Origin of the sequence: Candidatus Poriferisodalis sp., from assembly GCF_965208895.1 — a bacterium.
GTDB lineage: Bacteria > Actinomycetota > Acidimicrobiia > Acidimicrobiales > Poriferisodalaceae > Poriferisodalis.
On record NZ_OZ242363.1, the window covers coordinates 3,185,270 to 3,201,920 of the forward strand.

Here is a 16,651-nt window from a genome sequence, read left to right on the forward strand (position 1 = left end):
TGGGACCTGCTGGATTCCGGGAGCAGAGGGCGGTTCCGCCATGCAAACCGGGCGCGCTGCGCTAGTCGCCGTCGCCGATCTGTGATTGCAGGTAGCGCTCGACGCCGATGTCTTCGATGATGCTCTGCTGGGTCTCGATCCAGTCGAGATGCTCTTCCTCGCCGACCAGCAGATGCTCGAGAAGCTCCCGGGTGCCCGCATCTCCGTGGTCGAGGCACAGGCGGACACCGCTGCGGTAGCGGTCGATGGCGTTCTCCTCGAGCTGGCGATCCAGCGCGAGCTGTTCGGGAACGGTCTCGCCGATCATCACGGTCCCGAGGCGCTGCATATTGGGCAGCGCGTCGAGCAGCAGGATGCGCTCGATGAGCTTCTCGGCGTCTCGCATTTCTTCGATGGACTCTTCGTGGTACTGCGACGCCAGCCGCCCGTACCCCCAGTTGTCAGCGATTTTCGAAGCGGCGAAGTACTGGTTGATGGCCGTCAGTTCGGCCGTCAGTGCTTCGTTCAGAAACTCGATGACCTCGGGCACTCCACGCATGGTTCCACCCTACGCGCAGGCTGCGCGCAGACACACCGCGGCCGATGACCCAAGCGGGCGCCCTCGCAGCCAATAGGACGCGCGAAAAGATCAACCCGTCCGCTGTCGCAACTCCTGTTTCCCGCTTTTGCTCGCTGTCGCTCGCGGGCCGCTCGGGCCACGGCTTCGCCTGCGGGTTCAGCCTCTATGCGCCGACAGCGATCGGGTCGAATGCGATCGAGCGCACCGTGTGGTGCGCCCCCTCAAGCGCCACATCCCGGCACTGATCCAGCACTGCCCGGATCGTCATCAGGCAGCTGCCGCAATCGGTGCCCGCACCGCACGCCCGCCCGATGGCGCCCACGGAGTCGGCGCCCTGGGCCGCAAGGTGGCGGATAGTCGTCTCATTGGTGGTGAGACACTGGCAGACGATCATCGAAGCGGTGGTCTCCGGAATGGCACAGGCGCACACCAGTGAGCGTGAGCGGCGCACGCAACCTTGATGTCCAATGTTAGGCGACGCTAACGCACAACGCGCAAGTGCTGGTCGAGCCAGCGCGCAAGCGCTGATCGGCACAGCGCAATCACACCGGTGCAGCAAGAACTCCGCGAGCGTGCGGCCCTGCGTTGCTCAGCCGGTGGCAGTGACGAGGATGCGCGCAGCCGTGTAGGCGCTGACGCCCACGGTGCCCTCGTCCATCTCGATGGTGGCGGTGCCGTCGGGTGACACCGACATGACCGTCCCTGCGCGCCCAGGCATGAGCCCCGATTGCTCCAGGAACTCCAGCTGCCCAGGCTCGAACTCGAGCTCCTCGGGAATGCGCTGCACGGTGAAGCTCCCGGCTGTGCCGACATCGGCGAGCGGCTTGGCATCGGTGGGAGCGATGTAGTCGGAGCCGGGGATCGGGTTGCCGTGCGGGCAGGTGTTCGGATCGTGGAGCACGTCCATCATCGCCCGTTCCACGACGGGGGAGATCACATGCTCCCAGCGACCCGCCTCGTGGTGGGCGTCTGCCCAGTTCAGCTTCAAGATGTCGGTCAGGAAGCGCTCGGCCAGTCGGTGGCGGCGCACCACGGTCGTGGCGATCTGCTGGCCCTCGTCGGTGAGGGTGATGTGGGCGTCATCGTCGACTTTGACGAGGCCCTCGCGCTGCATGCGCCGGATCATTTCCGATACGGCCGGACGCGAGACGTCCAGCCGCTCGGCGATGCGTGCCTGGATGACCTCGACGCCGTCCTCGGCCAATTCGTACACCGTCTCGGAGTACTCCTCGAAGGCCGGGTGGTATTCCACTGGCTTGTACCCCATGATCGCCACCATAGCGGTACCCCGCAGATCGGCTGCACCGGGTTTGGGGGCGCCTGCATTCGTGCCGAGCGCCCAACTACGCGCCGACCCACCTCGGCAGCACTTCGATGCCGAACTGCCGGCCGTCGTTGATGAGTGATCCAGGAATGGGTGACGGATTGTCTCGCCTCAGGCGAGCATGGGCTGTCGCTTCGGGTTCGCCGAAGAGTGCGAGTGCCTCAAGCAGCATCTGCGGATCGTGCCGAATGCGGTAGGCGATGCCGTCGAATCCTGCTGCGTGCAGTTGCACGCTCAGCAGTTGTGCAGGACGGTAGTCCGATCCGGTCGAGTGAGCTGCGTTCACTCCGAATCGTCCAAGTACCTCGCGCTGCGTCAGGTCTGCGATTCGCAACGGCTGGGTTGGGCGCACGGTCGAGAGCCGGCGCCCATCAACTTCCGGACGTTGCACGGGTCGGACCCTGCCGAACACTTCGACAAATGCAGCCAGCGGAGCGAGCCCGAAGTAGCGGACGCCGAAGGCGAGCGGATGCCCCGGCGGTGGATCGAATCTGTGGTCACCGCTCACGCCGAAGAAGACGGCGCTGCGGGAATTTCGATGAATTCGATGCAGCGGAGTGTTCGACTCGAGGATCCGTTCTGGGAACTCGGCCCAATCTGGTCGTTCTCACCCGGCTTCTTCCCAGTCGGTCACTGTGCGAGTCGGACCGCCGCGCGCCTTGCGGCGCGAGTCAGCTGCTCGTCATCGTTCGCGTCGGCGATCCACTGCGCGGGGGTGCGATCGCCAAGGTCAAGCTGGGGAGTCGTGGCCCATGCCGCGATGACGACGGGGTCGGCCTCGTCGAGGTATTCGCCGAATGCTGCGATGATGTCGGCGACGATCGGCCGGACGCGTCGCTGCTCGCGATCGAACTGCCACACGGGGTACCAACTCGTGCGCTGCCCTTCGAGTGCGATGAGCGAGCCACTGCGCTGCCGCTTTGCCAGCGCCTGGCGGCTGATGCCAAGCAGCTCACGTACTTGGGTGGTATCGAGGCGATCTCCGATCGCCGCTTCCCACGCTGCGACGGCCATGACCTGCTCCGCAGCGGTGCTTCCCATCCGCCTCGCCGTCTCGTCATCGATCACCGTGGTGTACTTGTGGCCCGATTGTCGGGCGAGAGAGTCGATGAAGCTCTGAGCGACGATCACCATCGGCGCCTCGTGTTCGCTTTGGACATTCTCGCCAACGGTCAGACGCTGTCGCAGCGCATCGGTGAGTGCGTCGTCGCTAGCGGTCGTTGGCATGTGACACCTCGCGGTTCAGGACGGCGGTTCGGGTATCGGCCTCGGAGCAAGCCTAGAAACTAGATCGTCAACCCGTCAACCGATCGACTCATCAATGAGCCCCTGCATATTGATCGGCGCCGGAACGCGTGGGCGCCCACGTCTTGCGTGGGGCTGGGTTCTTACCGTCGCAATGGTCCGGTATCAGAGTGCATCGGCACTCACGGTCTCTTCGGGGCAGACTGACGGCGCCCTCTGTGGGCGTCATCGTCGACCTTGACGAGGCATTCTCTCTGCATGCGTCGGATCATTTCCGACACCGCTGGATGCGAGACGTCCAGCCGTTCGGCGATGCGCGCCTGGATGACCTCGACGCCATCCTCGGTCAGTTCGTGCACCGTCTCGGAGTACTCCTCGAAGGCAGGGTGGTGCTCCACTGGCTTGCAGCCCATGATCGCCACCATCGCGGTACCCCGCAACGCGACGGATGCGACTGGGTCTTGCGTTGCGCTGTCCGCCAGGCTACGGTGCATTTTGCTAAACGTTTGTTAAGTGAATGCAAGGAGGTGCAGAAATGAACAAGAACACCCAGAACGATCCAAGGACTCGGAACCGGCTGAAACACCGACGGTGCCCGCCACTTCGACGTCTACGCGACGTTCTCGGCACTCGACGAGGTAGAGGATTTTCTCGGTGTAACAGTGATGGTGGCCAACAACGTGACAATCGGCTGACGTAGTGCGGCTCATCAGCAACAAGATGAATTGCGTCTCGGTGATGATCATCGCGGTGGCGGTATTAGGGTTCGCCGCGGGTTAGGTCGCGTGGTTGGGTGTGATGGTGTAGTTCCATTCGCCGTGCCATTGGTGGGGTTGCAGCGGGATTTGTTTCATCTGTTTGTCGGTGATTTTGATGCCGCGTTGGTACCAGTTGGGGTCGTGGGCTGCTTGGACGGTGAGTCCGGTTTGGGTGGTGGTGGAGGCGATGAGCTCGACGATGGTGGCGATGTCGGTGAGTGGTCTGCCTCGCCAGTTCATGGTGATGAAGCTGAAGAGGCGGTGTTCGATCTTGTTCCATTTGCTGGTGCCGGGCGGGTAGTGGACGACGGTGATCTCGAGGCCGGTGTCGGCGGCGAGGCGGGCGAGGAACCATTTCCAGGCGCGTGGCCGGTATCCGTTGGATCCGCCGGCGTCGGCGGTGATGAGCAGCCGGGTCGCGTCGGGGAACCGCTGCTGTCCGAGGGTGTCCCACCAGCGGGCGATGGAGTTGACGGCGAACTCGGCGGTGTCTGCGGTGTCGCCGACGCTGACCCAGCCGTCGTTGTTGGCGAGGTCGTAGACGCCGTAGCCGATGGCCTTGGCGAACTCGCCCAGTGAGCGGTCCGCGAAGTCGTGCACGCTGACGCGCTGCGGCTCGCCGGCGGGCTGCCATTCGGTGCCTTTGTTGGCGTAGTTCCCGATCAGCTCTTTCTTTTTGGTGTCCACGCTGACCGCCGGCTCGCCGGCGTCGAGGAACTCCTGCGCTAGGCCGTTGAGATAGGCGAACTGGGCGTCGCGGTCGGGATGGGACGTGCCTTCGTTCTGCTTGGCGGGCGCCTGCAGCGAGTAGCCCATCTGGTGCAGGAGCCGCCGCACCAGCTCCGCGGACGCCTTGAAGCCCTGCGCGGCGAGCTCGCGTGCGAGCTGATAGGTCGACTTCAACGTCCAGCGCAGCGCAGAGGTCGGGCTGCCGCGCGTGCTGGGATGCACCAGCTCGTCGAGCGCCTCGGCCAGGCCGGGCTGCTTGACGACCGCCGGGCGGTCCCCGCCGCCCTCCGCCCGCTGACGGTGCGACGGCTCGACCCCGGCGCGCACCTCGCGCACCGCCCGCGACACCGTCGAGGTCGACATCGCCGACGCCTCCACAACGAACGCCTGCCCGCCGCGGCCCAGCGCCTCGGCCAGCGCTCCTGCCGCCACACGCCGCTGACGCTCGCCCAGATGCGGCATCACCGTGTCGAAGAACACTCCCGCCGCGTCCGCCGACAACTCCACACACCCGACACTACACCACACGATTTATCTTATGGCGGACCCTTAGCGGCTGGCTGTGCCGAGTCTTCCGAGCCGCCACGGTCGTCGACGGGTTCGGCGCAAACGAGTCCGGACACAACAGTGAGTGTTTCTGTAACGACTGCTCCGCTGGCAGAGTTCGAGGGTATGTGGAGCTATGAACTGGGTGACGAACACCATGACGCCCAACTGTGCGGCTATCTGATCATCGAAGAGCCCTATGTGCATGTACTTGCGACAGGCCACGGTTGGGATCCCAACATCGACCCGGGTCTCCGCAGGAAAACCCACGATGGGAGTCTCGAATATCTCTGGATCAATCTTCCACGAACCGGAACCCGCTACGATCCAAATACTCGATCAATCTGGGTTTGGGACGACGGGCCGATGACCGATGGGGATCATGTCTCGCTCGGTGGATCGGCAGGTGGCGACAACACTTCTATGGGGGGCAGCATTCACCGCCGCGAGCCATGGCTCGCAACGTCCATGGTGCTAACCGAACGACCCTGCTGACCGATCCCCAGTGCTCGCGTGGTCAGATCTTCCAACTCTTGGGATCGAAGATGCACGTCGTGGCGATGAACAACCTCAGCGGTTCAGCAATCGAGAGTACAGCGTACATGCGGTTTCGTAGATTATCCGGTCGAGTCCCGTTCCTTCTGATACTGCTCGGAGTCCTGGTGGCGTTCATTGCCTTGCCGGCAATAGTAATCTATACAGCGCGTCAGTTTCATCGCGGCCCCATTTCACAGCTTGTGACTATCGAACGCAGCTTTTTCGGTGTGGATGATTCATACGACGTTGACTATGTAGAGTTACTGATTGACGCTAGGTGTATTCAAGGACTAGATTCGTCAGGTGCCACTATGTTGTTGGTATTTGAGAATGACGAGAGTGTTCAAGCGCAAGACGGAGAACTCACCGTTGGGCCTGTAATGCACTGGCCACGCGAAACGGAGGAGTGGTCCCCGGCTGCGTTATCGGGCGAGCAGATCGGATATGCTCGATCGGGCGATATTGTTGCGATTGATCTTCATTTCGAGCAGGGCCAAATCTCCAGATGGAAGACGCGGCCCTACACGGATTGCGTTCGAGAGAATGTTGCGCTCGTGTCTCCAGACTGAGAGCAGGAGCGGACAGGCGAATCTGGCGTTTGGGCAGGCTGCTGTGTTTGACTAGCTTCACGCCGCCCGACTGGTAGAATCGAAGAGGGTCAAGGGCTCACGAATCGGAGTGCGCGATGGATCTGCAGCTGGCAGCAAAGAACGTTCTCGTGACCGGAGCAGGGCAGGGGGTCGGGCTGGCCATCGCTGCGGCGTTCGCTGACGAAGGCGCAAACGTGGCTTTCGCCTACAACGTTTCGAGCGAGGGTGCGGAGAAGGGCGCTGCTGCTGCCCAGGAAGCCGGCCGCGCGGCGCTGGCGATCCGGTGCGACGTCACCAACGGAGGCGACGTGGAGCGCACCGTCGACGAGGTGGTCAGCCAACTCGGCAGCATCGACGTGCTGGTCAATAACGCTGCGTACACCGACACGGGGCCCTTCCTCGACATCGACGCCGACGATTTGCAGCGCATGGTTGACGTGACCGTCATGGGCACCATGCGGATGACGCAGGCCGTCGTGCGCCACATGGTCGACGAGGGCATCGACGGCTCGATCGTGTCGCTCATGGGCGACTCCGGCCGGGTCGGCGAGAGCCGCCTGGCGGGCGTGGCCGCCACAAGGGCGTCGACGATGGGTTTGATGAAGTCGGTGGCGAAGGAATTCGGCCGCAACGGCATCCGTGCCAACACCGTGTCGCTCGGGCTGGTGCGCTCGGAGCGCTTCGCCCACCACACCGGCAATGCGGACGACGAGCGCATGGCGCGCATCGCCAAGATGTATCCGTTGCGACGGGTCGGTGCACCCGATGACGTTCCGCCGATGGTCCTGCTGCTGGCCTCGCCGCTGTCGGGCTGGACGACCGGCCAGACCATTTCGGTCAACGGCGGCTACTCGATGGTCTAGGCGGCCAAACTGTCTTTCCGGTGCGTGCCAGCGTGCCGGTGGGATGCCGGTCGGAGGGCAAGCAGCGTGGCAGACGAGCCGTTCCGGCTGGACGAGACAGCGCCCACCGAAGGCGGCCCGTTCGGCGAGCCGATCCCGCGGCGGGAAGACAACCGGTTGCTGCGCGGACGCGGCAGCTACATCGCGAACATCCGCTACGACGGGCAGCTCGCGGTGGCGTTCGTGCGCAGCCCGGTCGCGCACGCTCGCATCGTGGGCATCGACACCTCAGCGGCGCTCGACGCTCCCGGCGTGGTCGACATCGCCACGGGAGATGACGCCGACTTCGAGCACATGGCGCTGGTGGCTGAATCGGCGCTGCCAACCCACATCGCGACACCCCAGCCGGTGCTGGCGGCGCAGAAGGTCCGCTACCAGGGAGAGGCAGTCGCCGCCGTCGTCGCCACGAGTGCAGCCTTGGCGACCGATGCCGCCGAACTGGTCGAGGTCACCTACGCCGAGCTGACCTGCCACGTCGATGCTGTCGCTGCCGCAGCGGATCCGAGCGATCCAGTGCACGACATGGCTCCCGACAATCTCATCGTCACGCGCCTGTTCGATGCCGGCGATGTCGATGGGGCCCTCGCCGATGCGCACCTGGTGATCGAGCGGGACTACCGCACAAACCGCCACGGCGGCACGCCGATGGAGGGCCGGGGCGCGGTGGCGCTCTGGAACAGCGAACGGACCAAGCTGACATTGCATTCGACCTCGCAGGTCCCGTACCTGCACCGCAACGGTCTCGCGAAGGTGCTGGGCGTGCCCGACGGCGCCGTGCAGTTGCTCGTCGGCGACGTGGGCGGCGGCTTCGGCATCAAGGCAGTGCTGTATCCCGAGGACGCTGCGGTGGCTCAGCTCGCTCGGCGGCTCGGTCGACCGGTTGGCTGGGTCGAGACTCGCTCGGAGCATCTGCTGACAGCGCTGCACGCCCGCGACCATCACTACACAGCGCGGGCTGGCTTCGACGCCGACGGGACGCTCATCGCGGTCGACGCCGTGCTGCACGCCAACGTGGGCGCCTACAGCGCGCCGCCGTGGACAGCAGGCATCGAACCGCTGATGGCGGGCGGGCTGCTGACCGGGCCCTACAAGCTCGGCCACTACCGCTGCGACGTGAAAGGCGTTGCCACGAACACCACGCCGACAGGCCCCTATCGCGGGGTGGCGCGGCCCGCCACGGTGTTCGTGATGGAACGCCTGCTCGACGACGCCGCCGCGGCGCTGGGCATCGACCCGCTCGACATCCGCCGCAAGAACCTGGTGGCACCCGCGGACCTGCCGTACACCGCGCCCACCCGCTTGGTGCACGACTCGCGCACCTACCTCGACTGTCTCGAAGGAGTGGTCGAACGCGTCGGCTACGAGGATTTCCGCACGTTGCAGAAGGCATCTGGCGCGCCCGGCGGCGATGGGCGGCTGGTCGGGATCGGATTCGCTTGCTACAACGAGCTGACCGGTCTGGGACAGAAGGCCTCGGCGGGTCCGCGGCTGCCGTTCCGCACCGGGCACGAATCGGCCAGCGTGCGCATCGACCCCGCCGGTGCCGTCACCGCGGCGATGGGGGCGACCTCCCAGGGCCAAGGCCTCGAGACGACCATGGCCCAGGTGGTGGCAGCCGAATTGGGCGTCGGCGTCGACGACGTGTTGGTGGAGATGGGTGACACCGACCGGATCTCGTTCGGGCTGGGGGCGTTCGCCAGCCGTCAGGGCGTCATCGGCTCTGGAGCGGCCACGCTCGCAGCACGCACGGTGCGGGCCAAGGCGCTCGTCATAGCCGCGCATCTGCTGGAAGCCGAGCCGGAGTGGCTGAGCATCGACGACGGGTTCATTCACACCGCCGACGCGCCTGCTGTGGGCGTGTCGCTGTCAGACGTCGCTGCGGTCGCCTACTTCGAGCCGCATCGCCTCCCGCCCGGCACGGAGCCGGGACTGGAGGCAACTCGCTTTTACGATCCGATCACCGGCACGTTTGCCGCGGGTGCCCAGGCGGCCGTCGTCGAGGTGGACCCCGACACCGGCGAGGTGGACGTGCAGCGCATCGTGTGCGTGGAGGACACCGGGCGCGCGATCAACCCGATGATCGTGGACGGCCAGATGCAAGGAGCCATCGCCCAGGGCGTGGGCGGGGCGCTGTACGAGCACTTGGTGTACGACGGCAACGGGCAGCTGCAGTCGGGCACGTTCATGGACTACTTGGCAATCTCGTCCGATCGCGTGCCGCCGATCGAGCTCGGCCACATCGCCGATCCCGCCCACAACCTGAACCAGATCCGTGGCGTGGGCGAGGGCGGCACGCTCGGTCCCTATGCCGCCATAGCGAACGCAGTCTGCGATGCACTTGCCCCGCTGGGCATCACGATCGACGAGCTGCCTCTCAGCCCCGCCCGGGTCCATGCAGCGATCGTCGCTGCAGGCGCGCACCGTTAGGACGCCGCACCGGACGCTCTCGCGCCAATATCACCGCCTGCGCCGCCGAGCTCGGCGCTGTTTAGGCATTGGAGCTCGAGCCGAGCCGGAATGTCACGCGCACGAACCTGGTCTCGGCGTCTTGCACCATTTCGGGCTCAGTGGCGTTGAAGTTGCGCATGGCGGCTCGCATGAGCGGCCAACCGCGCGCTCGCTGTTCCATGAAGCCCGACGCGAGCAGATAGTTGGCAATGGACTCGTTGCGTGAGCGGGCAGTTCCGCCTGCGCGGACTCCTTCGACGGTCATGTGGTTTGGCAAGGCGCCCGGGCTGGTCAACTCAACTCGTTCATCGAAGACGTCGAGCTGAACCGTGGAGCCAGTGATGGAGTAGTCGCGATGAGCGACAGCATTCGTCAGGGCCTCCCGCAGTGCTTCCAACGGAAGCAGGTAGCGGTCGCGTCTAGCCAAGGCGCCGTAGACCTCGAGTCGACCGAGCGATTGAAACCAGCGCACGGCCACTCGCAGTTGTTCGTCCAGGCGCCCCGTAGCGCTGGTGACTTGGAGCGATTCACCGGCACGATCGCTGCCCGCGTAGGCAGCGCATTCGATTCGGAAGTTTCTGGTCTGCGGGTAGCTCTGAGGCTCCTTTCCGAAGGCGAGGACGCCGTATAGCGTCGGCTTCAGTTCGCCGCCGATTTCCACGATGGCGTGACGATTGAGCAGATCGTCGTCTGTGTGCGGCTGGGGCTCGGCGTCGGTCTCGATTCCGAGCCTGCGCAGATAGCTTCGAAAGGACCCAAGATCGATGTCGGCACTCGTTGCTGCGCCGATAGCCCGCTCCTCCGTCAGGACGTACCCGAAGATGTTGTAGAGCTCCTGCAACTCGGTGGACGACGGCTCGACGCTGCTGCGACCGCGGCGCACCCACACGCGGCCGTCGTGACGCATCGGCTCGAAACCGCGTTGGCGGGGTACTTCGATCCAATGGACCCAGCCGTGCAGGTCTTCGTGCCGGCCGAGGCGAGCGCTGACCGGCGAACTGCATCCGCTCTGAAGAAACGATGTCAACCGCTCCTGCAGCTTCTCGCTGTCCTCGGCAACGCCGATGATCTGCTGATCGTCGCTGACCCCTAGCACGACGAGCCCACCCTCGGTGTTGGCGAATGCGCATATCGCCTTGCCAACCTTCGACTTGTCCTTGAAGTGTGGTTTGAATTCGGTGTGCTCGTCCTCGCCTTCGGCAATCCGGTTGAGGATGTCGGTCCACTCCATAGCGGGCCTCAGAAGCCGTACTTGAGCCGACGCAGGCGGAAGGCCTCGTCGCCTCCGTCCACGGTCTGGACGATGGCGTTTCGCACCGTCGGCTCTTCGATGGCACCGGCGCACGCGATGTGCCCGTGCTCGGATTCGGCGTCGAGTTGAATGACCTGGTCCGCATCGCCGTTCACGACGATGTTGGCGTTGTGGGTCGCGACGACGACCTGACGGATTCCCTTGAGACGGTGAAGCGCGGGCAACAGTGTCTCAAAAAGGAAGCGATTGTCGAGATCGTCCTCAGGCTGGTCGATGACGAGCGGGCGATGGTCGTTCGTTGCAAGCAGCAACGACAACAAGAGGTTGACACGTTGACCGCCGGACAGCCTGTCGAGCGGCCGGTATTGCCCGTCCATGGTTCTGAACTCGAGCCAGTATCGATCAGGACAGCGCAGCGCAGCGAGATCACGTCGCCGGTTCGGCGTCATACAGCTCACGAACGTCTGCTGAACGGCGTCGCTCATTCCGATTTTGCTCAGGCTTCCAGCATCAAGTAGTGCGAGCAGCACTTGGGGCGAAGGAACGACTCCGTTCTTAGTGTCGTTCCACCAGCGGGTAATGCCACGTTGGCCCAAGTCTGTGACAAACGCCTCCAGTGGCTCGAAGTCTCCGTCGTTCAAGCGCCGGGCAACCATTCGCCCATCGAATCGCCGTTCGATCACATTCAGGATGCTGTCGTAGGCCAGACGTTGCTCCGCAACCAGCTCTCGCCGTTCTTGCAGTCCTTGTTCGAACGCCGAGCGGAGCCGATCGGCTGCGGCACGAATCCTGTCGAGGTTCGCTTCGTAACTGTCCAGCAGGGCCGCTTGGGCATTGAGTGCCTGAGACTCATTGATCCGCGCGCCGTCGAATCCCTGATCGGCGAGGGTCCGTTCCACTTCCGCATGTAGCTCGCCGCGCCGTGTCTCGTGTGTTCGCAGGCCAGTCCTGGCGAGGTGTTGCGCCTCGACAAGTCGGTCGCGAAGAGCTTCGGCGGCATCCGATGCCAGCTCCCACACTTGATCGAGCCGCTCCGCCTCGGCGTCGACCTGTTCTGTTGACTCGTCAACGGCTATAGAAATGACCGGGCGCCTCACCGAGTTCAGCGACGAGATGAGATCGCCAGTCTCCTGCAGGATTTCGCCTGTCGCCTTCACGGTCTCGCGCCACGAGGACGTGGATGACTCGGCACGATTCAGCTCTTCCATTCCGGCGGCGGCGAACACCCCCAATTCGGCCCGTGCTCGTGAGCTGCGATCACGCGATTGCTCGGCGTCCGCAAGCTCGTCGTCAATATCGGCAAGCCGGCTGGCAACCCTGCTGAGGTCCCGGTCGCGTGCCTGCAGGTCGCGTTCACGGCTATGGAGTTCATCCGTCAACGAAGCGTCCAACCTGGACAGGATGTGCTGTACCGCCTCCGGATCTTGGGCCAAGTGCTGCAGCTCGCCTTGCGTGTAGAACTCAGCAGGCCACCGCTCGTGCGCGTCCGCGGTCGGGTCACTGCCAGGAATGTCGAGTTCGATAGACGGTGCGCCGGCGAGAAAACGCCCGGCTGCACGCTCACCGACCTGTCGTTGCATTCGGACGTCCTGCGGCAATGGGGCGCCGACGTGCACACGCAGTCCGTCGAGGAGTGTGCTCTTTCCGGTCATGCTGCCGCCGATGACACACGTCAAGTCCGGGCTGAACTCGAATCTGACCGGCTGGGCGACATGCTCGGAGACAAAGAACGATGCCGCTCCATCCACGGTCACGGACTTGAGCCACGGGCGCTCGTTTCGCATGGCGTCGGGTCGTTCGCTCAGGTCGCTGAGCGAGCCGCCGCCGTCCAGCTCGTGGCCTGGGCGCAGGCGCGTAACACGGGCGACGAATGCCTGTCGCAGCGCCTCGATGGTTGGGTCGGCCATCTTGACCCAGACATGACGGCTGCCGATGTCCTCGAGTGAGTGTGCTGCGCTGCTGTGGAAGAAGGCCAATCGATTGGTCGATACAAACTCGTTGACCCAGGGCTTGCCTTGAAGGGCTTCATCTTCGAGAGAGTTCTTCGGGAGTTCGAGAGCCACAAGGTTGCCGATGTCGAAGTCTTCTCGTTCGACGTGTTCGCCCGGCGTGCCGAGAAGTCCTGTCTCGCCGAACGCATGCGGTGCCAGCGCAAGGCAATCCCATGGTGCAGCGTCGCTGGGCGCCCCATCGGGTCGTTGGTTGTCGCGCACGATGGCAAATGCCCCTGTGGCGCTGAGCGGAGCGGTAGCAACCCGCTTGTCGGCCCACGGTTGTCTGCCTTGCATCAGCAGGTCGAAGAGTTGCAGATACCGCTCGTGACCAATCTCGGGGTCGAACAGGAACACAAGGTCTAGGCCATCGCGCCCGTCGTTGAGTCTCGGCTTGAAACCAGGGAAGACAGCAAAAACCTGCTCGCGATATGGCGTTCCACTGTGATCGATGCCGTTGTTCCATTCTTCGACGATGTGCCAAGTGGCGCTCAGGTCGCCGGAACCGGCGAAGCGTGGGCTGCGCGGTGTGATGCCGAGCACCTGAACCCCGCTCGAAATGGCGGCGTCGAGGAACTGCTGTGCATAGGTCGAGAGCTGTTCTGACGACGGCGATGAGGCGTCAATGCCGCTTGGCAATCCTTCCGAGCGGCCGGGCGCGTCGTCGATGGTGTGAATCTGCAGGTCTGCCTTGAACCAGCGGACTCCTGGCACTTCATGACGCCAGTTGTCTGCTTGCTGGCGTACGAATCCCACGCTCACGCCCCCGACCGCTGGTTCCTAGGTTGCGACGGTACAGCCGCAGCGGGCTGCTTTGGCACCGTTGAGCTTGGCGGTGCTCCGGCTTCGGCGCTTGAGCCGAGGTAGGCGTTCACCACGGCCTCATTGACGCGGATCTCGGCCGATGTGCCCTGTGCGATGACCCGGCCGAATTCGAGCACGTAGATGTAGTCGCACACCTCGAGCACCAGACCCATGTCGTGGTCGATCAGCAAGATCGACACGCCTTCGGAAGCCACATCAAGCAGCCGCACGCCCAGTGCAATGCTCTCGGGCGTCGTCAGCCCGGCTGCGGGCTCGTCGGCGAGCATCACCCGCGGCACCGACACCAACGCCCGCGCCACGCCGACCAGCTTCTGGCTGCCGAGCGGCAGGCTTGCGGGCTTCACCTCGGTGTCGCGGTTCAACCCGACCAGCTCCATCGCCCCATCCACCCGGGACTCTTCCGCGGGTCGCGTCGGCACCACGAAATCGGCGAGGACGGAGCCGAACGAGGAACGTTCCGCAGCGACCTGCACGTTCTCTCGCACCGTCAGATCGTCGAACAACTCGAGCGATTGCCATGTGCGCGTCAAGCCCAACCGGGCGCGAACATGGGGTGCTTCGCTGGTGAGCGGCTTCCCGCAGAAGGTGACCTGCCCTCGCGATGGGACGAAACCCGTGAGGGCATCGACGAACGTCGTCTTGCCGGCGCCGTTCGGCCCGATGAGCCCGACGATCTCGCCCTCACGGATCCGCAGCGATGCTCCGTCTACCGCCTTCAGGCCGCCGAATCGAACCGTCAGATCGGTGACATCCAGCACGACGGGTGCATCTTCGAAGCTTCGGGGGCGCACCTTGCGCCGGTAGCGCGATGCTGCTGGGACCTCGCCGGGAGACTCTGCGGCATCGGCGGCAAACACAGTGCCGAACTCGCCGCCGCGGACCGCGGCCCTGGCGCGCCTGCCTGCCCGAACCGCCTTGAACCGTGCGAGGTTCTGCCGGTACGCGCCGGCAAGGCCCTCGGGAAAGAAGATGGCGGTGACCACGAGTGCCACACCAGCCGAGAACTGGTACCAGCGGCCGAGCTCGGCGATCCGGTCGGCGGTGATGTAGACGATGCCGAGCGGCGCGAACAGCCCGGCGATGATTGCTCCGGCGACGCTCGTGATGCCGCACAGGTACGCCAGCGCCAGGAAACTCAAGCCGATCAGTACGGCGAAGCTCTCTGCGGACAGCTGGCCCCTGCTGTAGCCGATGAATGCGCCGCCGAGGCCGGCGAGGAACGACGCGATCCCGAACGCCAGCATCTTGGTCTTGGCCACCGAGATGCCGATCGACGCCCCGGCCCGCTCATTCGAGCGCACGGCCAGGAACCGGCGCCCCGTCGCGCTGCGCGCCAGGTTTCCCACGGCGATCGCGCACACGGTCACCACCGCGACCACCAAGAGCCCGAATTCCATGCGCGCGAAATTCCTGCCTTCGCGGATGGACAGGTCGACACCGAAGAGCGACGGCCCTGAGATCGGGTTGCCATACAGGCCGGTGATGGCGGTGTTGCGGAATACGAATTCCTCGAGCGCCACGGCACCCGCCAGCGTGACCACAGCAAGCTGCGCGCCGCGGATCCGCAGGGCGGAGATACCCACCACGAGGCCGAATCCGGTGGCCATGAGTGCCGCCAGCAGCAGGGAGATGGGAAACGGGATGCCGAGGGAGTCGCCCAGCTTGCTGAGCGCAAAGCCTGACGCCCCTGCGATCGCGGCTTGGGCCAGCGAGATCTGGCCGACGAGGCCGGTCAGCACCACCAGCGACAGCATGACGATGGTCATGATCATGCTGGTGATGATTCCGATGCGATAGCTGCCTTGCGTCACCACGGTCAGCACGATCGCGGCCACCACGGCGGCTGTCACCACACCGGGGCGCATCTTCGGCCTCACCACTTCGGGCAGGGAATCGGCTTCGACAGCACCGCGGGACGGCAGGGTGTGACCCAAGCCGAACAGGGCGAGCACGATGACGCCGAACGGAAGCGCATGGGAAATCCCGGTGATGGCCCAGTCGGGCCACCACGGGTTGGTGGTCTGGTACACGACGATCGACTGGAAGATGCCGAGGCCGAACCCCGCCGTCACGCTGACCGCAATCGACAGCAGGCGACCGATGACCGCCGCGGCCAGCGCGGGCACGATCGCGAGGATGTAGGTCAGCGGGCTCAAGGTGACGATCGGCGAGGTCAGGATGACGATGAAACCGACGACGGTGCTCGAGAGCACCCACGTGGCGCCCGCCAGCACCTGCGGCGAGTAGCGGGCCAGGCTGACCGCCCGCTCGTTCTCGGTGGACGCCCGCGTGGCGAGCCCCAGTCGCGTGAAGCGAAACCATGCCCACGCCGCCACGGCAGTCGCCAGCACGACGGCGGTGAGCCACAGGCGGTCGCGAGAGAAGCTGATGCCGGCGAAGCTCACCGGCTCGTTCGGCAGGATCGGAGCGACGACGCGTGCTGTGCTCGTGAAGTGCATCACGATCATGGCTTGGATCACGAGCAGCACGCCCACCGACGCCACGACGCGGGCCAGGATCGGGGCGCGTCGAAGCGGTCGGAAAACCAGGAAGTGCACCATCAGGCCGATGAGGCTGCACGACAGCACGGCGAGCACGATCGCCACCGCGAACGGCACCGTGCCCGAACTGCCGCCGAGTCCGATCCGATTGCGCAGGACCACCACCGGCAGCACGAGGTCGCCGGTTCGGGCGAGCTCGTCGTAGACGTAGGCCCCCCACATCGCCATGGCCCCGGTGGCGAAGTTGATGACGCCCGTGCCCCGGTATGTGATGACCAAGCCCATCGACAGCGCTGCGTAGATGCAGCCGAATCCCAGGCCGACGATCGCGAAGAGGAGGTACTGATTCACCTCAGACCGGCCGATCACTCATCTGGGAATGCTCGCAGATGGGCGTGAGGTGTCGTAGTGCTTGTTCTGTGTCTCGCTCTTCTTTCCCGTCCT

General features: G+C 64.8%; 14 protein-coding genes. 4 read left to right on the forward strand and 10 right to left on the reverse strand.

Annotation, left to right across the window (positions count from 1 at the left end; genetic code table 11):
* Positions 1-61: 61 nt before the first annotated feature.
* The 7 genes from bfr to ACOGJB_RS14470 all read right to left on the reverse strand — a co-directional run bounded on the left by bfr (position 62) and on the right by ACOGJB_RS14470 (position 5,077).
* Entirely contained in the window at positions 62-538 is a 477-nt protein-coding gene (gene bfr / locus ACOGJB_RS14440) for a bacterioferritin (RefSeq protein ID WP_419837788.1), read from the reverse strand.
* A gap of 184 nt (positions 539-722) precedes the next feature.
* The gene (locus ACOGJB_RS14445; RefSeq protein ID WP_419837789.1) at positions 723-1,010 is read right to left on the reverse strand and encodes a (2Fe-2S)-binding protein; all 288 of its coding nucleotides are present in this window, start codon (positions 1,008-1,010) and stop codon (positions 723-725) included.
* Positions 1,011-1,148: 138 nt separating this feature from the next.
* Positions 1,149-1,826: a metal-dependent transcriptional regulator gene (locus ACOGJB_RS14450; RefSeq protein ID WP_419837790.1), complete on the reverse strand. Its 678-nt coding sequence runs from the start codon at positions 1,824-1,826 to the stop codon at positions 1,149-1,151.
* A gap of 76 nt (positions 1,827-1,902) precedes the next feature.
* Positions 1,903-2,457: an RES family NAD+ phosphorylase gene (locus ACOGJB_RS14455; protein WP_419840749.1), complete on the reverse strand. Its 555-nt coding sequence runs from the start codon at positions 2,455-2,457 to the stop codon at positions 1,903-1,905.
* A gap of 56 nt (positions 2,458-2,513) precedes the next feature.
* Positions 2,514-3,110 carry a hypothetical protein gene (locus ACOGJB_RS14460; protein WP_419837791.1) on the reverse strand — a complete coding sequence of 199 codons (597 nt, stop codon included), beginning with the start codon at positions 3,108-3,110 and terminating at the stop codon, positions 2,514-2,516.
* Positions 3,111-3,310: 200 nt separating this feature from the next.
* Positions 3,311-3,568 carry a hypothetical protein gene (locus tag ACOGJB_RS14465; RefSeq protein WP_419837792.1) on the reverse strand — a complete coding sequence of 86 codons (258 nt, stop codon included), beginning with the start codon at positions 3,566-3,568 and terminating at the stop codon, positions 3,311-3,313.
* 336 nt (positions 3,569-3,904) lie between these two features.
* Positions 3,905-5,077 (reverse strand): ISAzo13 family transposase, encoded by a 1,173-nt coding sequence (locus ACOGJB_RS14470; RefSeq protein WP_419840750.1) that lies wholly within the window; start codon positions 5,075-5,077, stop codon positions 3,905-3,907.
* A 210-nt stretch (positions 5,078-5,287) separates the two neighbouring features.
* On the opposite strand from ACOGJB_RS14470, the gene ACOGJB_RS14475 reads away from it, so the two are divergent.
* The 4 genes from ACOGJB_RS14475 (at position 5,288) to ACOGJB_RS14490 (ending at position 9,617) form a co-directional block, all read left to right on the forward strand.
* Positions 5,288-5,656: a hypothetical protein gene (locus tag ACOGJB_RS14475; protein WP_419837793.1), complete on the forward strand. Its 369-nt coding sequence runs from the start codon at positions 5,288-5,290 to the stop codon at positions 5,654-5,656.
* A 59-nt stretch (positions 5,657-5,715) separates the two neighbouring features.
* Positions 5,716-6,267 (forward strand): hypothetical protein, encoded by a 552-nt coding sequence (locus tag ACOGJB_RS14480; protein ID WP_419837794.1) that lies wholly within the window; start codon positions 5,716-5,718, stop codon positions 6,265-6,267.
* Between the two features lie 116 nt (positions 6,268-6,383).
* Positions 6,384-7,151, forward strand: coding sequence for an SDR family NAD(P)-dependent oxidoreductase (locus tag ACOGJB_RS14485; protein WP_419837795.1), 768 nt, complete (start codon positions 6,384-6,386; stop codon positions 7,149-7,151).
* 66 nt (positions 7,152-7,217) lie between these two features.
* The gene (locus ACOGJB_RS14490; RefSeq protein WP_419837796.1) at positions 7,218-9,617 is read left to right on the forward strand and encodes a xanthine dehydrogenase family protein molybdopterin-binding subunit; all 2,400 of its coding nucleotides are present in this window, start codon (positions 7,218-7,220) and stop codon (positions 9,615-9,617) included.
* Positions 9,618-9,678: 61 nt separating this feature from the next.
* On the opposite strand, the gene ACOGJB_RS14495 is transcribed toward ACOGJB_RS14490, so the two are convergent.
* The 3 genes from ACOGJB_RS14495 to ACOGJB_RS14505 are packed head-to-tail and all read right to left on the reverse strand — an operon-like array spanning position 9,679 to position 16,576.
* Positions 9,679-10,869: an RNA-binding domain-containing protein gene (locus ACOGJB_RS14495; protein WP_419837797.1), complete on the reverse strand. Its 1,191-nt coding sequence runs from the start codon at positions 10,867-10,869 to the stop codon at positions 9,679-9,681.
* An 8-nt stretch (positions 10,870-10,877) separates the two neighbouring features.
* A complete protein-coding gene (locus ACOGJB_RS14500) occupies positions 10,878-13,643 on the reverse strand; it encodes a hypothetical protein (protein WP_419837798.1) in 2,766 nt (921 codons plus the stop codon).
* On the reverse strand, positions 13,640-16,576 hold the full coding sequence (locus ACOGJB_RS14505) for an ABC transporter permease subunit (protein WP_419837799.1): 2,937 nt from the start codon (positions 16,574-16,576) through the stop codon (positions 13,640-13,642). Before ACOGJB_RS14505 ends, ACOGJB_RS14500 begins: the two co-directional genes overlap by 4 nt.
* Between the last annotated feature and the right edge of the window lie 75 nt (positions 16,577-16,651).